The sequence below is a fragment of the Paenibacillus rhizovicinus genome (assembly GCF_010365285.1).
GTDB lineage: Bacteria > Bacillota > Bacilli > Paenibacillales > Paenibacillaceae > Paenibacillus_Z > Paenibacillus_Z rhizovicinus.
Genome location: NZ_CP048286.1, coordinates 7,017,716 through 7,038,644 on the forward strand (window position 1 = coordinate 7,017,716; position 20,929 = coordinate 7,038,644).

Genomic DNA, 20,929 nt, shown 5'->3' on the forward strand with positions numbered 1-20,929 from the left:
ATGCTGAACATGGGGATGGGTCATAAGCCGGTTTGGTACCCGAATAAGACGGAGATGGAGCAAACGCGTCTATTTCGTTTCATGCATAAACACGGGTTCGACGATTATGACGCCTTTTATCGGCAATCGATCGGGGATATCTCCTGGTTCTGGGACGCGGTCGTTCAAGACATGGACATCGCATGGGAACGCAAATACGAACAGGTCGTAACGATGACCTCGGGAATCCGCTGGCCTTCCTGGTTTGTCGGGGGACGGCTCAATGCGGCCGACAATGCGGTCGACAAATGGCTGCAGGACGCTGCCGTATCGGCACGACAGGCGATCATCTGGGAGGGAGAGGACGGGGCAACGAGCAGCTTCACCTATCGCGAATTGGCGGAAGAGGTGAATGGTGCCGCGCATGGCTTGCGCCGATTAGGCATCCAACAAGGGGACCGCGTTGCTCTCTATATGCCGATGATTCCGGAGACCGTAGCGGCTCTGCTGGCCATTGCCAAGCTGGGTGCGATTTGCATTCCCGTGTATTCCGGTTACGGCGCGGATGCGGCGGCGAAACGTATCGCGGGAGCGGGCTGCAAGCTGATCCTAACCGCTGACGGCTATTATCGGCGCGGCAAAATCGTCCGGATGAAGGAGGAAGCCGATAAAGCGGCGGATGCGTCTGCCTCCGTGAGCAAAGTAGTCGTCGTTCGCCGGCTAGGCACGCCGGTTCCATGGCGGCAAGAGAGGGATGTCGAATGGACGTCGTTGACGGAAGGAGAAGGTTCGGAACACTCGAAAGCAGCGCCCTTCGATGCCGTGCCGATGAATAGCGGTGATCCGCTAATGATCCTGTATACCTCGGGAACGACAGGCGCGCCGAAAGGCATCGTCCATACGCATAGCGGCTTTCCGATCAAGGCGGCGTTCGATGCCGGCTACGCGATGGATTTTCGGCCCGGCAACGTCATGCTGTGGATCACGGACATGGGTTGGATGATGGGCCCGTTCCTCGTTTACGGCACTTTGTTCAATGCCGGAACGATGGTTTTGTACGAAGGAGTGCCGGATTTCCCGGGACCGGAACGATTGTTCGGTCTGGTTCAACGACATGCGGTCACTCATCTGGGTATCTCGCCGACGTTAATTCGCGGGATCATGAAGCATGGGGATGCGTGCTATCGGGATTGCGATATCTCGTCCCTGCGAGTCATCGGTTCGACGGGCGAACCTTGGAATCTCGAGCCATGGCTGTGGCTGTTCAATGAGGTTGGCAAAGGCCGCGTGCCGATCGTCAATTATTCGGGCGGAACGGAGATATCGGGCGGCATTCTGGGCAACGTGCTGCTCAAGCCAATTGCTCCGGTCGGTTTCAATTCGCCGATTCCCGGCATGTGCGCGGATGTCTGGTCGCAAGAAGGAAAGCCGGTTATCGGGGAAGTCGGGGAACTGGTGCTGAAGCGTCCTTGGCTCGGGATGGCAGGCGGATTCTGGCAGGAGCCTGAGCGGTATGAACATACGTATTGGTCGCGCTGGCCGGATATCTGGGTGCACGGAGATTGGGTTCACCGGGATGAGGACGGATATTGGACCATTACGGGCCGCTCCGACGATACGCTCAACGTGGCCGGCAAGCGGCTCGGACCGGCTGAGCTGGAATCGCTGCTCGTTGAACATCCGCAAGTGGCGGAAGCAGCGGTCATCGGGGTTCCCGATGAGACGAAGGGGGAGGCGGCCGTTTGCTTCGTCGTCGTGAATCAAGTGCTGTCTGAAGGGCGGCAATCGATGGAGTTAACGGCGGCGTTGTTTAATTGGATTGCCGAGCGTTTAGGGAAAGCTTTCAAACCGAAGTCGATTCATATCGTGGAAGCTCTGCCGCGCACGAGAAACGCCAAGGTCATGCGCAGAGTCATTCGTTCCGCCTACTTGGGAAGCGACCCGGGAGATCTATCTGCGCTGGAGAATCCGGAAGCGGTCATTGCGATCCGCGGACTGGCAGACGGACGCAACGAGTGAAACGGGGCGAAGCGGGCAGGCGGATTATTATCGATTCGAGGTGAGGCGAATATGACTGCCAGCATGCGGTCGTTCATGGATAAACTCATCGATTACGCCGGTTTATTCCCGCCAGCGCAGCTGCCAATGGAAAAGGCGATTCAACAGTACCATGACTACAGTCATGATCCGGACAGCTGGATGCTGGGGCGGTTCGTTATTCCGGACAGCCGGCTTGTCGAGCTCGCTCCTTACATGGCTTTATTCGCGGTGCATCATCCGCTGAGGCTGTCGGTCATTGGAGGCCGGACGCGTACGGCTGCGGAATGTGTAATGCAATTCATGAAGAGCATGGAGCGGGTGGAGACGTTCAGGAAGCTCAACCCGGAAGCAGTCGTGATTGACATGCTCGAATTGCCGCTGCCGCCGGTGCCTATCCAAGCACAGCTTCTGGAGGAGCTCGGAAACGGAGCTTCCAAGCTCGGCTTGCGAACCTATTGCGAACTGACGTATGCGCTTGATGCAGGCTGGGAGGCGAACATGCTCGAAGCGCTTCAGGCTATCGCGGATCATAACGCGGTTGCCGTTCATGAAGCGAGGATCGATGTGAAGGTAAGGAGCGGCGGGCTTGCAGCGGATGCTTTTCCGACGCCATATCAGATCGCGACTGTTCTGGAAGCATGCAGGGACAGGAGTATCGCGTTGAAATTCACGGCAGGCCTCCATCATCCCATCCGTATGTTCCGTCCGGAAGTGAACGCGAAGATGCACGGGTTCCTCAATGTGTTTGCCGCAGGCCTGCTGGCCAGCGCGCTGTCGCTAGATCGCCATCGCATAACGGAGATTGTTGAAGACGAGCAAGCGGAACATTTCCACTTCAGCGACGAAGGCTTATGCTGGCAGAACCTCTTTATCAGTTCCGCCGACATTTCGGCGTATCGCCATTCTGCATGTAGCTCTTATGGAAGCTGCAGCTTCGACGAGCCGCGCGAGGAGCTTCGGGCACTTCAATTACTTGAACAAAGGAGGAGCTGAACCGATGTCGCGTTCATTTATCGAAGTCGAGCCGGATTCGCATTTTCCGATTCAAAATTTGCCCTATGGCGTATTTCGTCCGCTGCAAGGCGGCGACCCGCGTATCGGCGTTGCGATCGGTCGCTATGTGTTGGACCTAGCGGCGCTTGATGAAGCGGGTTGTTTCGGGCATACGGCCGTTCACGGTAAAGGCGTCTTTGCGCAACCGTCGCTGAATGCGTTTATGGCCATGGGCCGTCCGGTCTGGCAAGAGGTTCGTTCTACCGTAGCTCGGCTGCTGGACAATGATGAACCCTTGCTTCGGGATAACGATTCCCTGAGAATGCGCGTCCTGCGCTTGCAAAGCGAAGTCGAACTGCTGCTGCCTGCAGAGATTGGGGATTATACGGATTTCTATGCCTCGGAGGCTCATGCAACGAATGTAGGCACGTTGTTCCGCGGCAAGGATAATGCGCTCATGCCGAATTGGCGTCATCTTCCGGTCGGTTATCACGGCAGAGCCAGCTCCGTAGTGGTCAGCGGTACGGAGGTTCGTCGTCCACAGGGTCAATTGAAACCGCCGGATGCCGCTGCCCCCGTGTTCGGACCGAGTCGCCAGCTTGATTTTGAATTGGAGATGGGCTGGTTGATCGGAGCCGGCAACGAGCAAGGTCGGCCCATACCGATCGCGGAAGCCGAAGACCATCTATTCGGACTTGTTCTCGTAAACGACTGGAGCGCGCGGGATATTCAAGCCTGGGAGTACCAGCCGCTAGGTCCGTTTCTTGGCAAAAGCTTCGCTACCTCCATATCGCCATGGGTCGTGCCCCTTGAAGCGCTGGCGCCATTTCGCGTTCCCGCGCTGAAGCAGGATCCGGAACCGTTGCCGTATTTGAGGCACGACGGAAAAGCAGGCTCGAGTTCGTACGATATTCATCTTGAAGTTTCCTTGCAAAGCGAAGCGATGGTGTCAGCCGAACGGATTTCGGCCAGCAACTATCGACATCTGTATTGGACGATTGCGCAGCAAGTCGCGCATCACACGGTAGGCGGCTGCAATTTGCGGCCTGGCGATTTGCTGGCATCCGGAACGATTAGCGGGGAGAAGCAAGAAGCGCGAGGCTGCATGCTGGAATTAACTTGGCGCGGTACAGAGCCGATACGGTTGAATGGCGGCGAGGAGCGGGTTTGGCTTGCGGACGGCGACCGTCTCACCCTGAGCGGCTGGTGCCAAGGCGACGGCTATCGTGTCGGTTTCGGCGTGGTCACCGGCCTAGTATTGCCGGCATTACGCATGACCTGATAAGCAGAATGCGGAAGGGGTTGACGACTTGAGAAAGCTTCCGCCACATTTGAAACCCTACGTCTCGGAACAGCATTATGAACGATACACGCCGATTGATCATGCCGTATGGCGGTATGTCATGCGCCAGAATCGACATGCCTTACAGGATAGAGCTCACGATGCGTATAGGAACGGGCTGGCGCAGTCCGGCATTGGTACGGAGCGAATTCCGCGCGTGTCGGAGATGAACGCTTGCTTGGCGCAAATCGGCTGGGGCGCGGTTATCGTGAATGGACTTATTCCTGGCCCCGTCTTCTATGAACTATTGGCCAATGGGGTCTTGCCGATCGCAGCCGAAATCCGTAAACTAACGAATTTGGAATATACGCCGGCGCCGGATATTATCCATGAAGCTGCCGGTCATGCACCGATCTTATTCGATCCGGAATATCGCGCGTATGTACGGCAAATCGGAGCGATCGGGACTAGAGCGTTCTCCGTCAAAGAGAAACAAGACGCATTCGACGCGCTGCGGCGATTGACGATCGTGATGGAGGATCCGGCGTCCACCGCGGAAGAGAAGGCGGCAGCCCAACAGGCCGTGGAGGAAAAGCAGAAGGCAACCAGCGGCATGACGGAAGCTGAGATGGTTTCCCGATTATTTTGGACGACCGCCGAGTATGGCTTAATTGGAGACCTGCAGGATCCGAAGATCTACGGTGCCGGTCTATTGTCATCCGTTGGCGAGAGCAAACACTGCTATACCGAGGCGGTAGCGAAAATCCCTTATTCCGTTGAATCCTGCACGGAGCACCCGAAAGTCGTGACCCAGATGCAGACACGGTTGTTCGTTTGCGGCAGCTTCGAAGAATTGAAGGCCGGCGCTGAAGCACTGGCGAACACGATGGCTTACCGGATCGGCGGCACGGAGAGTTTGGAGCGAGCGCAGCGCTCAAAGATGATTGCGACATTTACCTACAATTCTGGCCTTAGCGTCACAGGCATCGTGCATGCGCTAATCAAAGATGACCAAGGGGAAGCCGTCTACGTGAACACGATCGGGGAAACCGCGTTGACAGTGGAAAAGCAGCCTTTGGGCGGTCACGGCAAAGACGTACATGCGAAAGGCTTCGGATCGCCGATCGGCCTGCTTCAAGGTAAACTGGCACTAGATGCATGCGACGATCAAGCGCTGGCACAGCTTGGCGTGATTCCAGGAAACCACGCGGATCTTCGCTTCGAAAGCGGCATTCACGTGACGGGACGATTGAAGCGGATCATCCGCAACGAGCAGCAGGTTGTTCTGCTTTCATTCGAGGATTGCACGGTGTTATGGGATGGGAGAGAGCTGTACAAGAAAGAATGGGGCGCTTACGATATGGCCGTCGGCTCGCGGATCGTTGCTGCGTACCCTGGGGAAGCTGATCCTGCGTCGGTGTCGGTAACGGAAGAGGAACCGGACCCGGTACAGGAATCGGAAGCGGAAGCGATAATGGAACTGGGACTGGAACTATTAATGGAGGCGCCTGTACCTTTATCCGAATTGGAGCGTCTCTATCAGCACGTCGCAGTAATTAGAGAGAAGAACATGAATAACATTACAGAGGAAAGCATTCGGGAGCTTGACGGCATCTATCGAGTACTGTGCGGTTCCTATCCAAATGATTGGCTGCTGCGATTAGAGTTGCTGGAGCTCGCCGGGACGATTCCGATTCCGGATTTGGTGCAGATGTCGATCGCATTGAAAGATGAGTTACATGCGCTCAGTCAGGTGGATTCGTTAGCGAATGTGATTAATAATGGATTAGCCATTCTTTAAGTGAAATTAGGAAGCATTGTGGAAAGCCCTGGATGAATCTTGGGCTTTTTTTTGCGATGGTTTGTTTTTCCAAATAATGTTAAAGATATTAATGCGTGAACGGTGAACGAAATCGTGATCATCATAAGCAATTACAGATGATCAAATTAATATGAATGATCATTAAGTTAGATGATCTAAATCATGATGCTACAAATTGGATTATCGGAATTAGTTGTGTGTGAGCGATTTTAATCGGATCGGCTGAAGAGAATCACTTATGATTGAAACAGCCAGCCACGGAAACGCCGGAAACGCCCGGAAACAGATATTTATCGTGATCATTTGAACGCCGGAAATTCGGCTGAAGAGAATCACTTATGAACAGCCAGCCACGGAAACGCCGGAAACGTGATCATTTGAACGCCGGAAATGCCAGGAAACGCCATGAATCATTTACTACTTTTACACAAAACCCGTATTTTATACATATGTCTTAACCATGAATTATTAATGAACAACGGCAGCCGATGTGTAGCGACATGAACTTACTTGAATATGCGACATGAACTTACTTGAATTCCTCTTTGCGACATGAACTTACTTGAATTACTGTTCTATCTTATGAATAAGATATACATTAAAACTGCATAAACGTTTATGCCGATTGCCTGGAAGTTGCAGACGAGCCGTATACGATCGCATTGAGTTTATGGATTAATCTCAGCCAATAGTAATGGCAGCCTGAATGGCTGCCGTTACTTGGCATTTATCACTTAAAGTTTGTTATATTCTTCGTCTGATACAGGCTCGAGCCATTCCGGCCTACCCGCCGTAATAGCAATATGCTCGAACCAGCTGTCTTTTGAGGCGCCGTGCCAGTGCTTTACCCCATCATGTGTAACAACTACATCGCCGGCCTTTAGAAACTGAGCAGGCTTGCCCTCTTCCTGATACCAGCCTTCGCCGCCTGTTACCAAAAGGAGCTGAAAACCGTTTCGATGGATATGCCAGTTGTTACGGCAACCCGGTTCAAAGGTCACGTTTCCGACGCCTACATTAACGTTCTGATCAGCAACCAGCGTTTTCAAATAGCTTTGTCCCACAAAGTATTGCGCAAAGGCTTCATTTTTCTCCCCCACCGGGAAAATGACGCCGTTTTTAACTTCTTCATGTTTTGCCACTTTTGGTTCCTCCTCTTTACTTTAATTTTCCGCCAAACACCGGGAATAATCTGTGCTCTAACATATGTTCTTAAAATAAAAAACCGCGATCTACGTGGTCGTTAATGGATAAATGTTCTTGTCCAGTAGCGACATGAACGTGCTTAAAAATGCGACGTGAACATACTTGAATTACTGTTCCATCTCATGAATTGAATATACATTAGCATGAAAAAAACAGGTCAGGGAATCCGTGATTCCCCAACCCTAGACTGGTATGTTTGCCGCAATTATTGCGAGTTAAAATTAGAAACCTTAAAGATCTAGCTTACGGTCAGCAAGCCATTGAATGGTTTCCGGTCGATTAGCCTGTGGATACAGACTTTGATTCGTATCCAACGTTGCAATCTTCTCAAATTCCTCTTGCGTTAACTCAAAGTCGAAAATACTGATATTTTCAATGATTCTTTCTTTGCGAACCGATTTCGGAATCGCCACAACTCCCCTTTGCGTCATCCATCGCAAAATCACTTGAGCAACCGTTTTTTGATGCCTTTCTGCGATGGACTGCAATACATCGTTCTGAAAGACATTGTGCTTTCCTTGCACTAATGGTCCCCAGGACTCCATTTGAACATGATGCTCTCTCATGAATTTAGCGTATTCATGCTGCTGGTAAAAAGGATGAACTTCTACCTGGTTTACAGCAGGAGTTACGTCATTATGAATGATCAGATCGACGAGGCGATCGGCCGTGAAGTTGCTGACGCCAATGGCTCTGATCTTGCCTTCGCGGTACATCTCTTCCATCGCCCGCCAAGAGCCATAAACGTCTCCTATGGGTTGATGGATCAGATACAAATCCAAATAATCGAGCTGCAGTTTGGCAAGCGATTTTTCCAATGCCCTTTTCGTTTGCTCATAACCGCTATCTTGGATCCAAAGCTTCGTCGTAATGAACAGCTCGTCTCTGGGTACGCCGCTGCGTTTAACGGCATTGCCAACCGCGACTTCATTTTGATAAGAAGCCGCCGTATCGATCAGTCGATAGCCTGCAGTAATGGCATCGACAGCACATTGCTCGCATTCCTCCGCGTCCGGAATCTGAAAGACGCCAAAGCCCAGAACGGGCATCTCCACCCCATTATTTAAAGTGACCTTTTGCATGCCGATTCCTCCTTATGTTTGCGAATGAAAGCTCAATCAAAATTCGTATTATCAGACACTTCGCGCCAGGATTCGTACTCGGTCAGACGCTGCTGATAATGCTGAATGACAGCATCTACCATGCCTTTGCCCGCTAGCCAGCGGAAAGGCGGATTCGTATCATCTGCGACCCTCATGAGTGCCTTTGCGAGCTTATCTGGATCACCGAATTGTTCACCTGCAAAGTAGAAGTCATGCATCGAATCTCTCTGGGCCGAATAGTCGTCGATTTGGAGTTCGGAAAATTTGGCCGACGTCTGTTTATTGGTAAAGTCCGTGCGGAATGGGCCGGGTTCCACGAGCATGACCTTAATGCCGAAATGCTGCAACTCGGCCTTCAGTCCCTCGGCCCACCCTTCCAATGCGAACTTGGAGGCACTGTATACCGCCCCCCCCGGAATCGACATCAGCCCCATCATGGAGCTGAACACCATGACGGTTCCCGAACCTTGCTTGCGCATGACCGGAAGCACAGTTCGGGTCAGTCTCATTGTCCCGAAAACATTGGTTTCCATTTGTTGTCGGAGTTGCTCTTCTGTAATTTCCTCAAAGTAACCGAGTTGACCATATCCGGCGTTGTTGACAAGTACGTCGATACACCCGAATTTCTCTTGAGCCGCTTGAACAGAAGCATGCACTTGCTCTTCATTGGTGATATCCAGCTTCGTGATGATCAGATTCGGAGAGGTGCCGAGGGCTGCTTCCATTCCCTCCGTATTTCTGGCTGCGGCAACGACTTTGAACCCCTGAGCCAAGGCTTCCTTCGCGATTGCCGCACCAATGCCTTTATTGGCACCCGTAATCATCCAGACTTGTTCGCTTGTGTTTACCATGTTTTATCTCCCCTCAAGAATAAAATCAATGAGTTGGCTTTGCTTCTACCGCATGATTGATAACGACTCGCCGGATAAAGAGCGAAACCACAAGGCCAACCACCGCTACGATCAACGTGAACCAGAATACGTGTTCAGACCCCGTGGCCATAGCGTTTGCGATTTCAGCAGGCTGCGAAGGAGCAGTTGAATGTCGTAGGTAGCGCTCCGTGCCGCTTGAAAGAATACTGATGGAGACAGCTGTCGCAATGGCACCCGTAACTTGCTGCACGGTATTCATGACCGCGGTGCCATGGGCATACAAGTGCGGCGGCAATTGATTGAGGCCATTTGTTTGTGCGGGAACCCAAATCATCGCCAAGCCGATCATCATGACCATGTGCAGTGTGATAATAAAGGCCACAGTAGAAGCTAATGATATGTTCGTGAAGAACCATAGAGTAACGGCGGCAATGACTAATCCAGGGATCACCAGCCGTCTTGGACCGAATTTATCGAACAATTGGCCCATGCGATTCGATAGAATCCCATTCAGCAAGCTGCCGGGCAACAGCATAAGTCCCGTGGTTAACGTAGTGAGTCCTTTGCCATTCTGCAGAAATAGTGGCAGAATAATCGCCAGAGACATGGCCATCAGCATGCTCGATACAACCATCACCACGCTCATGACGTACATGGGATGCTTGAATACTCCCATGTTCAAGAGGGGATCGCGCATCCGGATCTGCCTGACGATGAATAACACCAGAGCAACAAGACCGACGGCGACGGATGCGATTACAGCCGGATGCGTCCAGCCTCCCGTATCTTCCCCGGCCTTACTGAAGCCGTAGACGATGCCCCCGAATCCGATGGTCGACATGATGATTGAAGCCAGATCAAACCGCGGCTTCGAAACCTCCGTAATATTCTCCAGGTTTTTAAGCCCCACGAACAAACCGATGATCAGAAACGGAAGAGACAGCCAGAAAATATAATGCCACGACAAATATTGAATCAAAATTCCCGCGATCGTAGGCCCCGTGGTTGGCGCGCACATAATCACCAGCCCGACAAGTCCCATTGCCGCTCCTCTTCTCTCCGTGGGATAGATGAGAAGGATGGTATGAAACATAAGCGGTAGAAGCAGCCCCATACCGAATGCCTGCAGCACGCGGGCCGCCAGCAGCATTTCAAAGTTGACGGAAATGGCAGCAGCAAATGTCCCTACGATCAAGCTGATCAGCGATGCGGTGAACAGCTGTTTCGTCGTAAAACGTTGGAGCAGTAAACCGCTCATCGGCATTAAGATACCAAGAACCAGCAAGTATACGGTCGTCAGCCATTGTGCGGTTGCCGCCGATATCTGAAATACATGCATCAAGTTGCTAAGGGCGATATTGAGCGATGTTTCGCTGAACATGCCGATGAAGCTGCACATGAGCAGTGAAAACATAATCGCCCGTGTGTTGTATGGTTTCGTCTTCTCCATCCTTATCTCTAACTCCTTATTTTGAATTACTGATCCCCACGCTGCTCTGGACTTCAAGTCCAGGCGTAGTCGCCAATTTCACGATGAAGTCGGCAACGCTTTTGCGGGAAACTTCCCTCCCTTTGAAGGTTCTCCTTTATGCGTGTTGTATTCCACTTCGTTTTTGTTTGTAAACCATCCCGGCCTTATGATCGTGTAAGTAAGGTCAGAAGCTTCTATGATCTCCGCTGACTTTCGATAAGGATCCAGAATGGGACTATACATCTGTCCTGGAACTTCCCCGTAAATGCCCATAGAACTGATGAAAATAAGCCGCATGACGCCCGTTTCATTCATCGTCTCCACAATGGTACGCGCCATTCTTTCCAAGTCACCGTCCAGATTGGCATATACCACATCCTGACCTTCCATCGCATGTTTCAGTGTTTCCTTATCCAGTACATCGCCTTCCACAACACGGACGCGGCTGCCGTCCATCTTCTCAAGTCGACCTGCGTTCCGCAAATAAAGAGTCAACTCTACATCCGTGTCATTTAAAAAGCGTTCAATGGCATGGCGAGCGATACTCCCGTTAGCGCCTAAAATCAGCACCTTGTTCACAACCAATCCTCCTTCGATTATCGTCCTTGCAGACGTTATAGATCGATGCGATTCCTTAATGAAGTTTCGGTGCACGTGAAGCATCTTCGCTGGACTCGGTAAACCCAAATTGTTCGGCTCGCCAGTTAGAGGCGTATCGCCTTCCCAATGCCGGAAAGCCCGAAAAAATGAATTCTGGTCTTCGTAGCCCAGCAAGAAGGCCACTTCCTTCAGATCAAGCAGCGGATCTGAGAGGTACTCCAATGCTTTTTCGCGCCGCGCATCTGACAACAATTGTTTAAAGTCGTGCCCTCGTCGGTCAGCCGGCGCTGCAAGGTACGGTCGCTCATCCCAAGCTCACTGGCAATGAGCCCAATATCGGGACGTCCTGCGGCCAGACTTTGCTTCATGATCCATTTCACCGTTTCTGTTGTAGAAATGGTGCGCTGCTTTTCTTCAAGGGACCGGTCAAGCACAGGCGTGAGTATGGCAAGCAGTTCTTCGTTGTACGTGATAAATGGACGATCAAGATCAGTTCGCTTAAGGATCAATCTGGTCCGTTCCGATCCCACCCGGACACGACAGCCGAAGAATGCTTCCAATGCCTGAACATTTCCTTCAGGGCGGGACAGTTCAACCGCGTGTGCCATCAATGCCTTCCCTGTTCCGCGGCGCCCCAGTTCCATAAGCGAGGCTAAAGTTACGCCGATGAGCATGGGTGGTTCAGGATGCTCGGAATAGAGCCATACCAGCTCGACCGTACAGAACTCACCTTGTTCGGCCATATGAATGCGCTCGGGCGAACACAACTGTTTGTATCGAGCCATACGACTTAGTGCATCCCGGTAGTCACGCGCATGATACGGTGCCATTACGCTCGGCGGCAGCTGGGATGTCTCGAAGCTGCTTGAGAGTTGAACGATTCCTGCTGCAGGATCCGGTAGCAGTTCGGAGAAAGCCTGCCAAAGCGCAAAGTATTGCGCAGTACTTACGATCGCTTGGTCGTTCACGATGGTAAGCGGGAGATCAGCTTTACGAACCACATCTTGGGGCGTTATGTCGAGGTGACGCAGACCAAGCCAAAATCCTTTCGGTACTTTAATTCGGTCAAGTGAATGAGTCGTCATGCTTCGTTTCCTCCTTTCCGTAAGCGATAGGATAAAAATGAATGAAGCCGTCAACTCTAAAGACAGCTTCATTCACCGGCGACTTCTCATGTATTGATTTCCTGACGGTCTTGCCATGCAAAGGTCGAGGTTCGCTTTGCGATTAACCAATGTCCATCTTCAAAAACATACTCGTCCTCATAGTGTACGCCGCTCTTGTTGTTGATCTTCTTGCCGTCCACTGTAGCAATAAGGTCAACCAGGCAATAAAGCGTCCCTTTGGCTGTATTTCCGCTGATCGACACGTTGTGCTGGCCATTGAAATGATAAACGATATCGAAATTTTTCAAGAAGCTTTCAAATGCAGTTCCGATTTCGTCCGTTCCCCGCAAGCTTGAGACCACATTACCGTCAACAATAGAGTCAACGGTTGCGTCCGCGGTGAAAAGCGTGGTCTGCTTTTGCGTATCTTTCTGATCAGCCAGTATTGAAAACGTGTCTACAAGCTCTCTTAAGGCTCTTACGTGTTCGAGTTCAACGATTCTGTCATATAGTCGGGATTGTGATTCCTGCTCATTTGTATGAGTCATTCTATTTCCTCCTTGTGTAATCTTGTTTACGTGTTGCTTAGCCATCCTCGCTCCAAGTGTTATTCAGCTCAACGACAATCATTTTACCCCTTTGAGACTCTTATTTGACTAGCGATACACGCCAAGGTTCTAGCCTGACATGCCAAATTGATGCTGACGCTTATGATTTCAAACCGCGATTTTATATGTTGGGCGAGCTTGACTTGAAAAAGAAACTGGCGGAAGCGCCGACAGTTTCTTTGGTTAAGAATCAAAATTTATAGCTGCTTAGGGATTTCACAATCTCCGGTCGTTATGGGACAGGAACAAGCTTTTGTTCGAATCCAGCGTTTGGATCTTATCATATCCTCTTGACTTAAAGAAAAGTCGAAGATGTTGAAGTTCTCGATAATCCGCTCTTTATGAACGGACTTGGGGATAGCCACTACCCTCTTTGTATCAACCAGCGGAGCACAACCTGAGCAACGGATTTGTTGTACTTCCCGGCGATGGAGAGCAGCACTTCATTTTGGAAAAGATTATTGCGCCCTTCCGCAAATGGACCCCAGGATTCAATCTGTACCTTGTTCTCCAGCATGAATTGGGCACCCTCAATTTGCTGGCAGAACGGATGGGTTTCAACCTGGTTGACGGCCGGTGTCACTTCATTATGAATAATCAGATCGGTTAGGCGGTCTAGCTGAAAATTGCTGACGCCGATGGCTCTGATCTTTCCTTCTCGATAAAGCTCTTCCATTGCTCGCCAAGAACCATACACATCGCCGAACGGCTGATGAATCAAGTACAAATCCAGATAATCCAGTTGCAGATTGGCCAGGGAGTTTTCAAATGCTTTCTTTGTCCGTTCATACCCGGTGTCTTGAATCCAAAGCTTGGTTGTTACAAAAAGCTCCTCTCTCGCCACTCCGCTCCGCTTTATGGCACGGCCAACCGCTTCCTCATTCCGGTATGCAGCTGCAGTATCGATCAACCGATAGCCCGTTAGAAGCGCGTCATAGACGCTTTGCTCACATTGCTGACCGTCCGGAATTTGGTACACGCCAAAGCCTAGAATCGGCATCTCCACGCCATTATTTAAGATTACGTGCTGCATAGCAGTACCTCCAGTGTGATTTCTATTAAAGTGCTCGTTCAACGTTGGAGTCCCTCTATCCGAAGGAGGATCAAGTGCTTACTCCGTTCAGCGTTGAACAACCTGACATTACTATCCTACATAAATCCTAACCCACAGTAACTGGCGCTACACGCCAAAATACATGCATGATATGCCACGTTCTTTTCCTTCAAAGAATTAGTTACTACTGGCAACCGAATGTATTGGAATCCAATCATATCCCCGTTTTTCAAAATGCATCTCTATCTTCATAGGCCAAGTGCTTCTAAATCCATTAATTCTGGCATCAATTTTGGTGTCGCACAGGAGAACGGCGGTATTGCCGTCTATGGTGATGGTTGTGGTCTGAGGCATAGTTTTAAAATATTTCATTTGTTCATTTTCTATTTGGTTAAGCCATTCTGCCTTACGTTGATGATACCCTGTCATGTGTACGAGTACATAATCATCATCCAGTATGCGAGCCAATGATTCCGTATCTTTGTTTATCATAGCAGCATCAATTTGTTGAAAAACCGCGAGGATCTTTTGCTTGTCCTCATTCATATTGCGCCCCCCTTTCAATCCGGGTGAGATATCTTGCTCAAGCCCTGGCGGATCTTGCCTGTCCGTAAACGATTTCCCCTATTACTGAGCTCCCACTATTGGATGCGGAACATACGGCTCTTCCAGGAATGAAATTTCCTCCGAGGTTAGTTTTACGGATAGAGCACCCACTGACTCCTCAAGCTGCTTCATTTTCGTTACACCTACGATTGGAGCCGCTACCTGCTCCTTCTGCAGCACCCAGGCAAGGGCAATATGACTGCGGGGAACGCTTCGCTTGTCAGCCACTTCCGCCACTCGTTCAACGATCAACCGGTCTTTATCAGCCGTCGCATCGTACTTAGCTTTTTGAACAACATCGGTTTCGAATCGAGGCGTGGTTTCCGACCAATCGCGGATCAATCTACCCGATGCAAGCGGGCTGTAAGGCGTTACCGCGATTTTTTGGTCCTTACATAGCGGCATCATCTCTCTCTCTTCTTCGCGGTAGATGAGATTCAGATGATTTTGCATGGAAACAAAACGCGTCCAGCCATTCTTCTCGGCTACGTGCAAAGCCTTTTGAAATTGCCATGCATACATGGCGGAAGCACCGATATAGCGGGCCTTGCCTGACTTCACTACATCGTGCATGGCTTCCATCGTTTCTTCGATGGGCGTCATATAGTCCCAACGGTGGATAATGTAAAGATCCACATAGTCGGTCCCAAGTCTCTTTAGGCTTTTATCGATTTCGCTCATAATCGCCTTCCGGGATAACCCCGCACTATTGGGACCCTGATGCATACGCCCCCAGACCTTCGTCGCTAGGACAATCTCATCGCGATTCGCATATTCCTTTAAAGCGCGTCCGACAATCTCTTCACTGGTGCCGCCGGCATAAATGTTCGCGGTATCGAAGAAGTTGATCCCGAGGTCAAGCGCTCTTTTTATAATTGTGCGGCTGCTCTCCTCATTCAGTACCCATTGATGCCCCCCTGGCTGTACTTCTCCAAAGCTCATGCAGCCAAGACAAATCCTCGAAACATCCATGCCTGTATTCCCCAGCTTAACGTAATCCATACGATATCCTCTCCCATATAAATAGATTTAGGAACTTGAACCCGATTCATGCTCCGCGCGTAAAGCCCGTTAATTCCGTCGCTATTCCCCTGCTGGAAAGTCCGTAGAAGCTGCCAATTCGGTCTGTTTCTCGTAATCGGCAATCCGTGCTTTTAACGTCGAAATCGTATTTGCCAAGGCTTGAGAGCCAAGCACCATTCGCAGTGGCGCTGGTTCTTTGTCGACACTTTCAATGATGCGGGCAGCCATTCGCGCAGGATCACCTGGAGCAAGACCGTTGGAAGCGTCCAGCATGCTCAAAAACCCATGTGCCGGGTTACCTTCGTATTCCGGCATCAGATTCGCTACCCGTGCGCTTCCATATCGGAACTCGGTACGGGCTCCGCCCGGCTCAACAATGGTGACTCCGATGTTAAACGGGGCGACCTCTTGTGCTACCGATTCGCAGAAGCCCTCAATGCCGAACTTCGTCGCATGGTACATGGAGTTGCCCGGGAATGCCACTTGTCCGCCATAGGAAGAAAGCTGAATAATGCGGCCGCCGCCTTGGCCCCGCAAATGCGGCAGCGCCGAACGAATGAGCTGAATGGATCCCGTAAGATTAGTTGCAATGATGTGATCCACCTGGGTATCCGTAAGCTCCTCGGCGGCGCCAAAAAGTCCATAGCCTGCGTTGCTCACAATGACGTCGATCCGGCCGAATTTCTCAAAGGACTGGTCAACAAGCTGATGGATGGCCGGGACATCGGTCACGTCCAGAACTTCGCAAGTGAACGTCTCCGGATGCTTCTCGATGAGATCTTTGACCTTGCTTTTATCGCGGACCGTGCCGATGACGTTGTCGCCCTTCTCCAACAGCTGCTTGGTCAGTTCATACCCAAAGCCGCTGCTTACGCCCGTGATCAGCCAAGTAAGATTATTCATGGTAACGTCCTCCTTATTCCGATTTCGCTGCCGCTTCATTCACGCACCGCAGCGCATTCAAACTGCGCGGATAACCAATGAAGGGAAGGCATTGCGAGATCACCTTAATGAGAAATAACTTATCGTTCCCGAGACGCATATTGGCGGCGGCATGGCTGGTCAGCTGCGGTTCACAACCGCCTTGGGCGAGCAGAAAGCAAAAGGTAATCATCTCTCTCTGCTTGTAGTCCAAGCCTTTCCGGGTATAGTAATCCCCAAAGCAGTTATCCGCCAGCCAGCGATTGATGTGCCTGCTTTCTTCCGGTCCTGATTGCCAAAAGTCCCTCATGCTTTCTCCAAAGATGTCCACCTGCGCCAGAATCCCTGCCTCCAAACGATTTTCCGTTGTTGTCGTTGCTTGGCTCGGCAAAGGGAGTTCAATCCCTTGTGAAACCAGAATTTCATTGACGGCATGCAGATAAGGAAATACCCGTCCAATGCCGAGATAAGGTACGGACTGATAAACGATTTCCTTTGCTTCCACGGGCGTTACGCCGAAATTGAGCGCTGCCGGGAGCATTGCACTGAACTCATCAATCCCTTGACAGCCGATTAATACGGACAATATGGCCATCATGCGCGTACGGTCGTCCAAATCGTCCTGATTGACGACTTCATCAAATGCAAAATTATCGAAGCGCTCAATAAACTCCAGATCGGTCTCCAAGAACTTGGATTCGTAACCCGGAAACATTTTATCATGATAGCGTTGGGCTGCTTCCGTAACTTTCATCGTTCTCCTCCTTTGGATTGGTTACAGCGTAGCCATATCGATGACAAACCGATACCGCACATCACTGTTCAAGACGCGTTCGTATGCTTCGTCAACCTGGTCGGCCCGGATCACTTCGATCATAGGAGCGATCCCGTTCTCCGCCGAAAAGTCCAGCATCTCTTGAGTTTCTCGGATACCCCCAACGTTGGATGCCGTAATGATCCGACGCCCGGCAAATAAGGAAAAGACATTATACTGCTCCGGCTTGTTCGGCAGACCGAGATGAACGAGGGCCCCGTCCACCTTTAGAATGGAGAGCAAGGCATCCACATTGATATTGGCAGACACGGTGTTTAAAATCAGGTCATATTGACCTGCCTGTTCCGTAAACGTTACTGGATCCGTGGTTACATAATATTGACTGGCGCCGAAGCCAAAGGCTTCGTCCTTTTTGTTCGGACTATGACTCAGCACCGTAACTTCCGCCCCCATCTTATGGGCGAACTGAACAGCCATGTGGCCCAGGCCTCCCATTCCCAGCACGGCAACTTTCTTTCCAGGCCCGGCGTTCCAATGCTTCAATGGAGAGTAAGTGGTTATACCGGCACACAGCAGCGGGCTCGCCACGTCCATTGCCAAACCGTCCGGAATCCGGACAACAAACCTGTCTTTGACCACGATTTTTTGGCTGTATCCGCCGTAGGTCAGTTCTCCGTCGTAATCCATGGAGTTGAATACAACAACGACGCCTTTTCGGCAAAATTGCTCCTCGCCGCTGCGGCAGAATTCACATTCACCGCAGGAGTCAACAAAGCAACCGACGCCAACCCGATCACCTACAGCGAACTTCGTTACCTCACGGCCTACAGCAGCGACAACCCCTGCAATTTCATGACCGGGTACCATCGGAAAAACGCCGCGGCCAAAATCATTATGCGCGTTATGAATATCCGAATGGCAGATGCCGCAATATTGAATATCGATCAAGACGTCGTCTGGCCGCAATTCTCTCCGTTCAATGGTCGTTCGTTCAAAGGGTGCTTTCGCACCTGGAACACTTAATGCACGAACCGTTACGCTCTGATGAAGTTCACACATGGAATAAACAATCCTTTCGATTATGAATGTTTGATCGTGATCTGACTGGTGCTTACTCAGGTTTATATATCCCTAAGATTTGTCGATCTTCCAAATGGAGATCTAGTGTAGTGTATCTTCTGGAGCTAACTCCAAGTCAAGAAACCTAAAAATGATACTTGATACATTAATGAACTTATGTTTAAAATTATAAGCAAATACAATAGACCTACAATGGTTAGATCCATTCGGTTTGTTAAGTTATGAACAAAGGGAGCTAAATTGTCTAACTATGATCCATTAAACGAGGTGTCCCACTATGGTTAAAGTCGATCGAAGAATAAAAAAAACCCAAGATGCCTTAAAAAATGCCGTACTAGAACTGATGGCTGAAAAGAGCTTTGACGACATTACGATTCAAGACCTGACTGACCGCGCCAACGTCAGTCGGGGCACGATTTACCTTCACTACCTGGATAAGTATGACCTGCTCGACAAGCTGATTGAATCGCATATAAACGAACTCGGGGAACGATGCAAGGCTGCAGCTGATCTGGATTTCGCAGACGGATCACTCATCTGGACCAAATATTTCGAAGAGAACTACCCCTTCTTCTCGATGATGTTGGCAAGTAAAGGAGCCCCTTACTTTCGCAGCCGGTTCCTCGATTTTTTGATTGATGAGTTTAAAGATGAAATAGACGTAACCAAAGGGAAAAACAAGGGGCTCAACGAGGATATGCTTATCCGATTTGTGGCTTCTGCTTATGTAGGGGTGGTGGAATGGTGGTTTATGAATGAAAGACCAATTTCGCATCAAGCATTAGCAGAACAATTAGGGGATTTGTTGGAGAGGAATTGCGGTTGAAATTATAATATTGATATCTCTAACTTAGGGGGTTGCTTAAAGATCATATAAAAAAGGTTCCGTTCATGTAAACGGAACCTTACCAGAGAAAATTAATCATTCTTGTGTAATGTTTTTCTTTCAACACAATCGTTTGTTCATAGCGAGCAATTTTATCATTGAGACGTATGAAGGTGTTTGTCATTTCTTCGACTTTGACCGCAAGCCGGTCACGCTGCTCGATAAGTAGTTCTTTGCGGGTGACGAGCGTATCGTCTCCCTGTTGAAAAAGTGCCACATACTCGATCAATGCTTCGACTGGAAGCCCTGCACTCTGCCTCATACACTTAATGAAATCAACCCATTTGAGATCCTCCTCGGTATACTCCCGGTTGCCGCTTCTGTTTCGGTTAACGGGCGGAATTAATCCGATGCGTTCATAATAACGAAGCGTATCTTGGGATAACCCAAATCTCTCACTTACTTCCGCAATCGTCATCGCCATACCGCCGTTCCCTCCTTATCCATGTCTATACATCGTTCAAGGTCATGAACGTGCTTTTATAGCACCCACGACAGGATGTGGCACATAAGGTTCTTCAAGTGATGCGATTTCTTCCGTAGTCAGCTTGACGGATAGTGCTGGTACCGCTTCTTCAAGCTGAGACAAACCCCGTCACGCCGATGATCGGTGATGTAACGATCTCCTTCTGCAACATCCAAGCGAGCGCGACCTGAACGCGAGGAACACCGTGCAGAGCAGCGATGGACGCAACACGTTCCGCGATCGGCCGATCGGCCGTCATCATCGCATCATACTTCCATTTCTGCGCCTGATCGGTTTCGGATCGGGCAGTACTTTCTACTGGGTCGCGTAATAATCTTCCGGATGCCAGCGGGCTGTAAGGAATCACACCGATCTTCTCTTCTTTGCAAAGCGGGAGCATCTCCCGTTCTTCTTCGCGGTACTGAAGGTTATAATGGTTTTGCATCGAGATGAACCGGGTCCAGCCATGTAGATCTGCAACATGCAGAGCTTTGAGGAACTGCCAAGCGAACATCGCGGAAGCGCCTATGTATCTTGCTTTCCCTGCCTTAACGACATCATGCAAAGCTTCCATCGTTTCTTCGATGGGCGTGTCATAGTCCCAGCGGTGAATTTGGTACAGATCCACATAGTCGGTTCCAAGTCGCTTCAGGCTTTTATCAATTTCGCTTAAGATGGCCTTACGAGATAGGCCTGCGCCGTTAGGTCCATCTTGCATGCGGAAATGAACCTTTGTTGCAATGACAACCTCATCCCGATTCGCGTAGTCCTTTAAAGCCCGGCCTACGATTTCCTCACTCGCACCAGTCGAATACACATTTGCCGTATCGAAAAAATTGATGCCATGATCAAGGGCCCTCCTGATGATCGGACGGCTGTGTTCCTCGTCTAGAATCCATGGATGCGTCCATCGGCTTACATCGCCGAAGCTCATACAGCCAAGACAAAGCCTGGATACGTCCAAGCCGGTATTCCCCAATTTCACGTACTCCATATCATCATTCCTTTCTCAAATGGGTGCCCATACATACCGCGA

General features: G+C 50.4%; 17 protein-coding genes and 3 pseudogenes. 5 read left to right on the forward strand and 15 right to left on the reverse strand.

All coding sequences use genetic code 11. From position 1 onward, the window contains the following. The first annotated feature begins 15 nt into the window (after positions 1 to 15). From GZH47_RS31215 to GZH47_RS31230, 4 genes are read left to right on the forward strand one after another with little or no spacing between them, the layout of a single operon-like run. Entirely contained in the window at positions 16 to 1,998 is a 1,983-nt protein-coding gene (locus tag GZH47_RS31215) for an AMP-binding protein (protein WP_162645547.1), read from the forward strand. A gap of 51 nt (positions 1,999 to 2,049) precedes the next feature. Further along, entirely contained in the window at positions 2,050 to 3,012 is a 963-nt protein-coding gene (locus GZH47_RS31220) for a hypothetical protein (protein WP_162644978.1), read from the forward strand. 4 nt (positions 3,013 to 3,016) lie between these two features. Further along, positions 3,017 to 4,294, forward strand: coding sequence for a fumarylacetoacetase (gene fahA, locus GZH47_RS31225; protein ID WP_162644979.1), 1,278 nt, complete (start codon positions 3,017 to 3,019; stop codon positions 4,292 to 4,294). A gap of 28 nt (positions 4,295 to 4,322) precedes the next feature. After that, positions 4,323 to 6,095 (forward strand): aromatic amino acid hydroxylase, encoded by a 1,773-nt coding sequence (locus GZH47_RS31230; RefSeq protein WP_162644980.1) that lies wholly within the window; start codon positions 4,323 to 4,325, stop codon positions 6,093 to 6,095. A gap of 755 nt (positions 6,096 to 6,850) precedes the next feature. Here GZH47_RS31230 and GZH47_RS31235 read toward each other — a convergent pair. From GZH47_RS31235 to GZH47_RS31295, 13 genes and pseudogenes are all read right to left on the reverse strand, one after another. Further along, positions 6,851 to 7,258, reverse strand: coding sequence for a cupin domain-containing protein (locus tag GZH47_RS31235; protein ID WP_162644981.1), 408 nt, complete (start codon positions 7,256 to 7,258; stop codon positions 6,851 to 6,853). A 294-nt stretch (positions 7,259 to 7,552) separates the two neighbouring features. Beyond that, entirely contained in the window at positions 7,553 to 8,404 is an 852-nt protein-coding gene (locus tag GZH47_RS31240; protein WP_162644982.1) for an aldo/keto reductase, read from the reverse strand. A gap of 32 nt (positions 8,405 to 8,436) precedes the next feature. After that, on the reverse strand, positions 8,437 to 9,276 hold the full coding sequence (locus tag GZH47_RS31245) for an SDR family oxidoreductase (protein WP_162644983.1): 840 nt from the start codon (positions 9,274 to 9,276) through the stop codon (positions 8,437 to 8,439). Positions 9,277 to 9,301: 25 nt separating this feature from the next. Then, on the reverse strand, positions 9,302 to 10,747 hold the full coding sequence (locus GZH47_RS31250; protein ID WP_162644984.1) for an MDR family MFS transporter: 1,446 nt from the start codon (positions 10,745 to 10,747) through the stop codon (positions 9,302 to 9,304). Positions 10,748 to 10,825: 78 nt separating this feature from the next. Then, complete coding sequence (locus GZH47_RS31255) at positions 10,826 to 11,347, reverse strand: NAD(P)H-binding protein (RefSeq protein WP_225446298.1); 522 nt, start codon at positions 11,345 to 11,347, stop codon at positions 10,826 to 10,828. 55 nt (positions 11,348 to 11,402) lie between these two features. Further along, positions 11,403 to 12,453, reverse strand: a pseudogene (locus GZH47_RS31260) (AraC family transcriptional regulator ligand-binding domain-containing protein). Between the two features lie 86 nt (positions 12,454 to 12,539). Further along, the gene (locus tag GZH47_RS31265; RefSeq protein WP_162644985.1) at positions 12,540 to 13,022 is read right to left on the reverse strand and encodes a nuclear transport factor 2 family protein; all 483 of its coding nucleotides are present in this window, start codon (positions 13,020 to 13,022) and stop codon (positions 12,540 to 12,542) included. A 250-nt stretch (positions 13,023 to 13,272) separates the two neighbouring features. Next, positions 13,273 to 14,115 (reverse strand): annotated as a pseudogene (locus GZH47_RS31270) (aldo/keto reductase). Between the two features lie 198 nt (positions 14,116 to 14,313). Then, on the reverse strand, positions 14,314 to 14,682 hold the full coding sequence (locus GZH47_RS31275) for a nuclear transport factor 2 family protein (protein ID WP_162644986.1): 369 nt from the start codon (positions 14,680 to 14,682) through the stop codon (positions 14,314 to 14,316). 81 nt (positions 14,683 to 14,763) lie between these two features. Then, positions 14,764 to 15,744, reverse strand: coding sequence for an aldo/keto reductase (locus GZH47_RS31280; RefSeq protein WP_162644987.1), 981 nt, complete (start codon positions 15,742 to 15,744; stop codon positions 14,764 to 14,766). A gap of 81 nt (positions 15,745 to 15,825) precedes the next feature. After that, on the reverse strand, positions 15,826 to 16,668 hold the full coding sequence (locus GZH47_RS31285; RefSeq protein WP_162644988.1) for an SDR family oxidoreductase: 843 nt from the start codon (positions 16,666 to 16,668) through the stop codon (positions 15,826 to 15,828). Positions 16,669 to 16,681: 13 nt separating this feature from the next. Beyond that, complete coding sequence (locus GZH47_RS31290) at positions 16,682 to 17,440, reverse strand: carboxymuconolactone decarboxylase family protein (RefSeq protein WP_162644989.1); 759 nt, start codon at positions 17,438 to 17,440, stop codon at positions 16,682 to 16,684. A 21-nt stretch (positions 17,441 to 17,461) separates the two neighbouring features. Beyond that, entirely contained in the window at positions 17,462 to 18,520 is a 1,059-nt protein-coding gene (locus GZH47_RS31295) for an NAD(P)-dependent alcohol dehydrogenase (RefSeq protein WP_162644990.1), read from the reverse strand. Between the two features lie 298 nt (positions 18,521 to 18,818). Between GZH47_RS31295 and GZH47_RS31300 the strand changes: the two genes are divergently transcribed. Further along, positions 18,819 to 19,367, forward strand: a complete 549-nt coding sequence (locus GZH47_RS31300; protein WP_162644991.1) for a TetR/AcrR family transcriptional regulator — start codon at positions 18,819 to 18,821, stop codon at positions 19,365 to 19,367. A gap of 79 nt (positions 19,368 to 19,446) precedes the next feature. Here GZH47_RS31300 and GZH47_RS31305 read toward each other — a convergent pair whose 3' ends face one another. Beyond that, positions 19,447 to 19,851 (reverse strand): MerR family transcriptional regulator, encoded by a 405-nt coding sequence (locus GZH47_RS31305; protein WP_225446299.1) that lies wholly within the window; start codon positions 19,849 to 19,851, stop codon positions 19,447 to 19,449. A gap of 42 nt (positions 19,852 to 19,893) precedes the next feature. Further along, positions 19,894 to 20,887: pseudogene (locus tag GZH47_RS31310) on the reverse strand (aldo/keto reductase). Between the last annotated feature and the right edge of the window lie 42 nt (positions 20,888 to 20,929).

Bases quoted from the DNA above. Each gene is read 5' to 3' on its own strand.
- GZH47_RS31215 (WP_162645547.1), top strand. From the start codon at position 16: ATGGGTCATAAGCCGGTTTGGTACCCGAATAAGACGGAGATGGAGCAA.
- GZH47_RS31220 (WP_162644978.1), top strand. From the start codon at position 2,050: ATGACTGCCAGCATGCGGTCGTTCATGGATAAACTCATCGATTACGCC.
- fahA (WP_162644979.1), top strand. From the start codon at position 3,017: ATGTCGCGTTCATTTATCGAAGTCGAGCCGGATTCGCATTTTCCGATT.
- GZH47_RS31240 (WP_162644982.1), bottom strand. From the start codon at position 8,404: ATGCAAAAGGTCACTTTAAATAATGGGGTGGAGATGCCCGTTCTGGGC.
- GZH47_RS31245 (WP_162644983.1), bottom strand. From the start codon at position 9,276: ATGGTAAACACAAGCGAACAAGTCTGGATGATTACGGGTGCCAATAAA.
- GZH47_RS31250 (WP_162644984.1), bottom strand. From the start codon at position 10,747: ATGGAGAAGACGAAACCATACAACACACGGGCGATTATGTTTTCACTG.
- GZH47_RS31265 (WP_162644985.1), bottom strand. From the start codon at position 13,022: ATGACTCATACAAATGAGCAGGAATCACAATCCCGACTATATGACAGA.
- GZH47_RS31275 (WP_162644986.1), bottom strand. From the start codon at position 14,682: ATGAATGAGGACAAGCAAAAGATCCTCGCGGTTTTTCAACAAATTGAT.
- GZH47_RS31280 (WP_162644987.1), bottom strand. From the start codon at position 15,744: ATGGATTACGTTAAGCTGGGGAATACAGGCATGGATGTTTCGAGGATT.
- GZH47_RS31285 (WP_162644988.1), bottom strand. From the start codon at position 16,668: ATGAATAATCTTACTTGGCTGATCACGGGCGTAAGCAGCGGCTTTGGG.
- GZH47_RS31290 (WP_162644989.1), bottom strand. From the start codon at position 17,440: ATGAAAGTTACGGAAGCAGCCCAACGCTATCATGATAAAATGTTTCCG.
- GZH47_RS31295 (WP_162644990.1), bottom strand. From the start codon at position 18,520: ATGTGTGAACTTCATCAGAGCGTAACGGTTCGTGCATTAAGTGTTCCA.
- GZH47_RS31300 (WP_162644991.1), top strand. From the start codon at position 18,819: ATGGTTAAAGTCGATCGAAGAATAAAAAAAACCCAAGATGCCTTAAAA.
- GZH47_RS31305 (WP_225446299.1), bottom strand. From the start codon at position 19,851: ATGGCGATGACGATTGCGGAAGTAAGTGAGAGATTTGGGTTATCCCAA.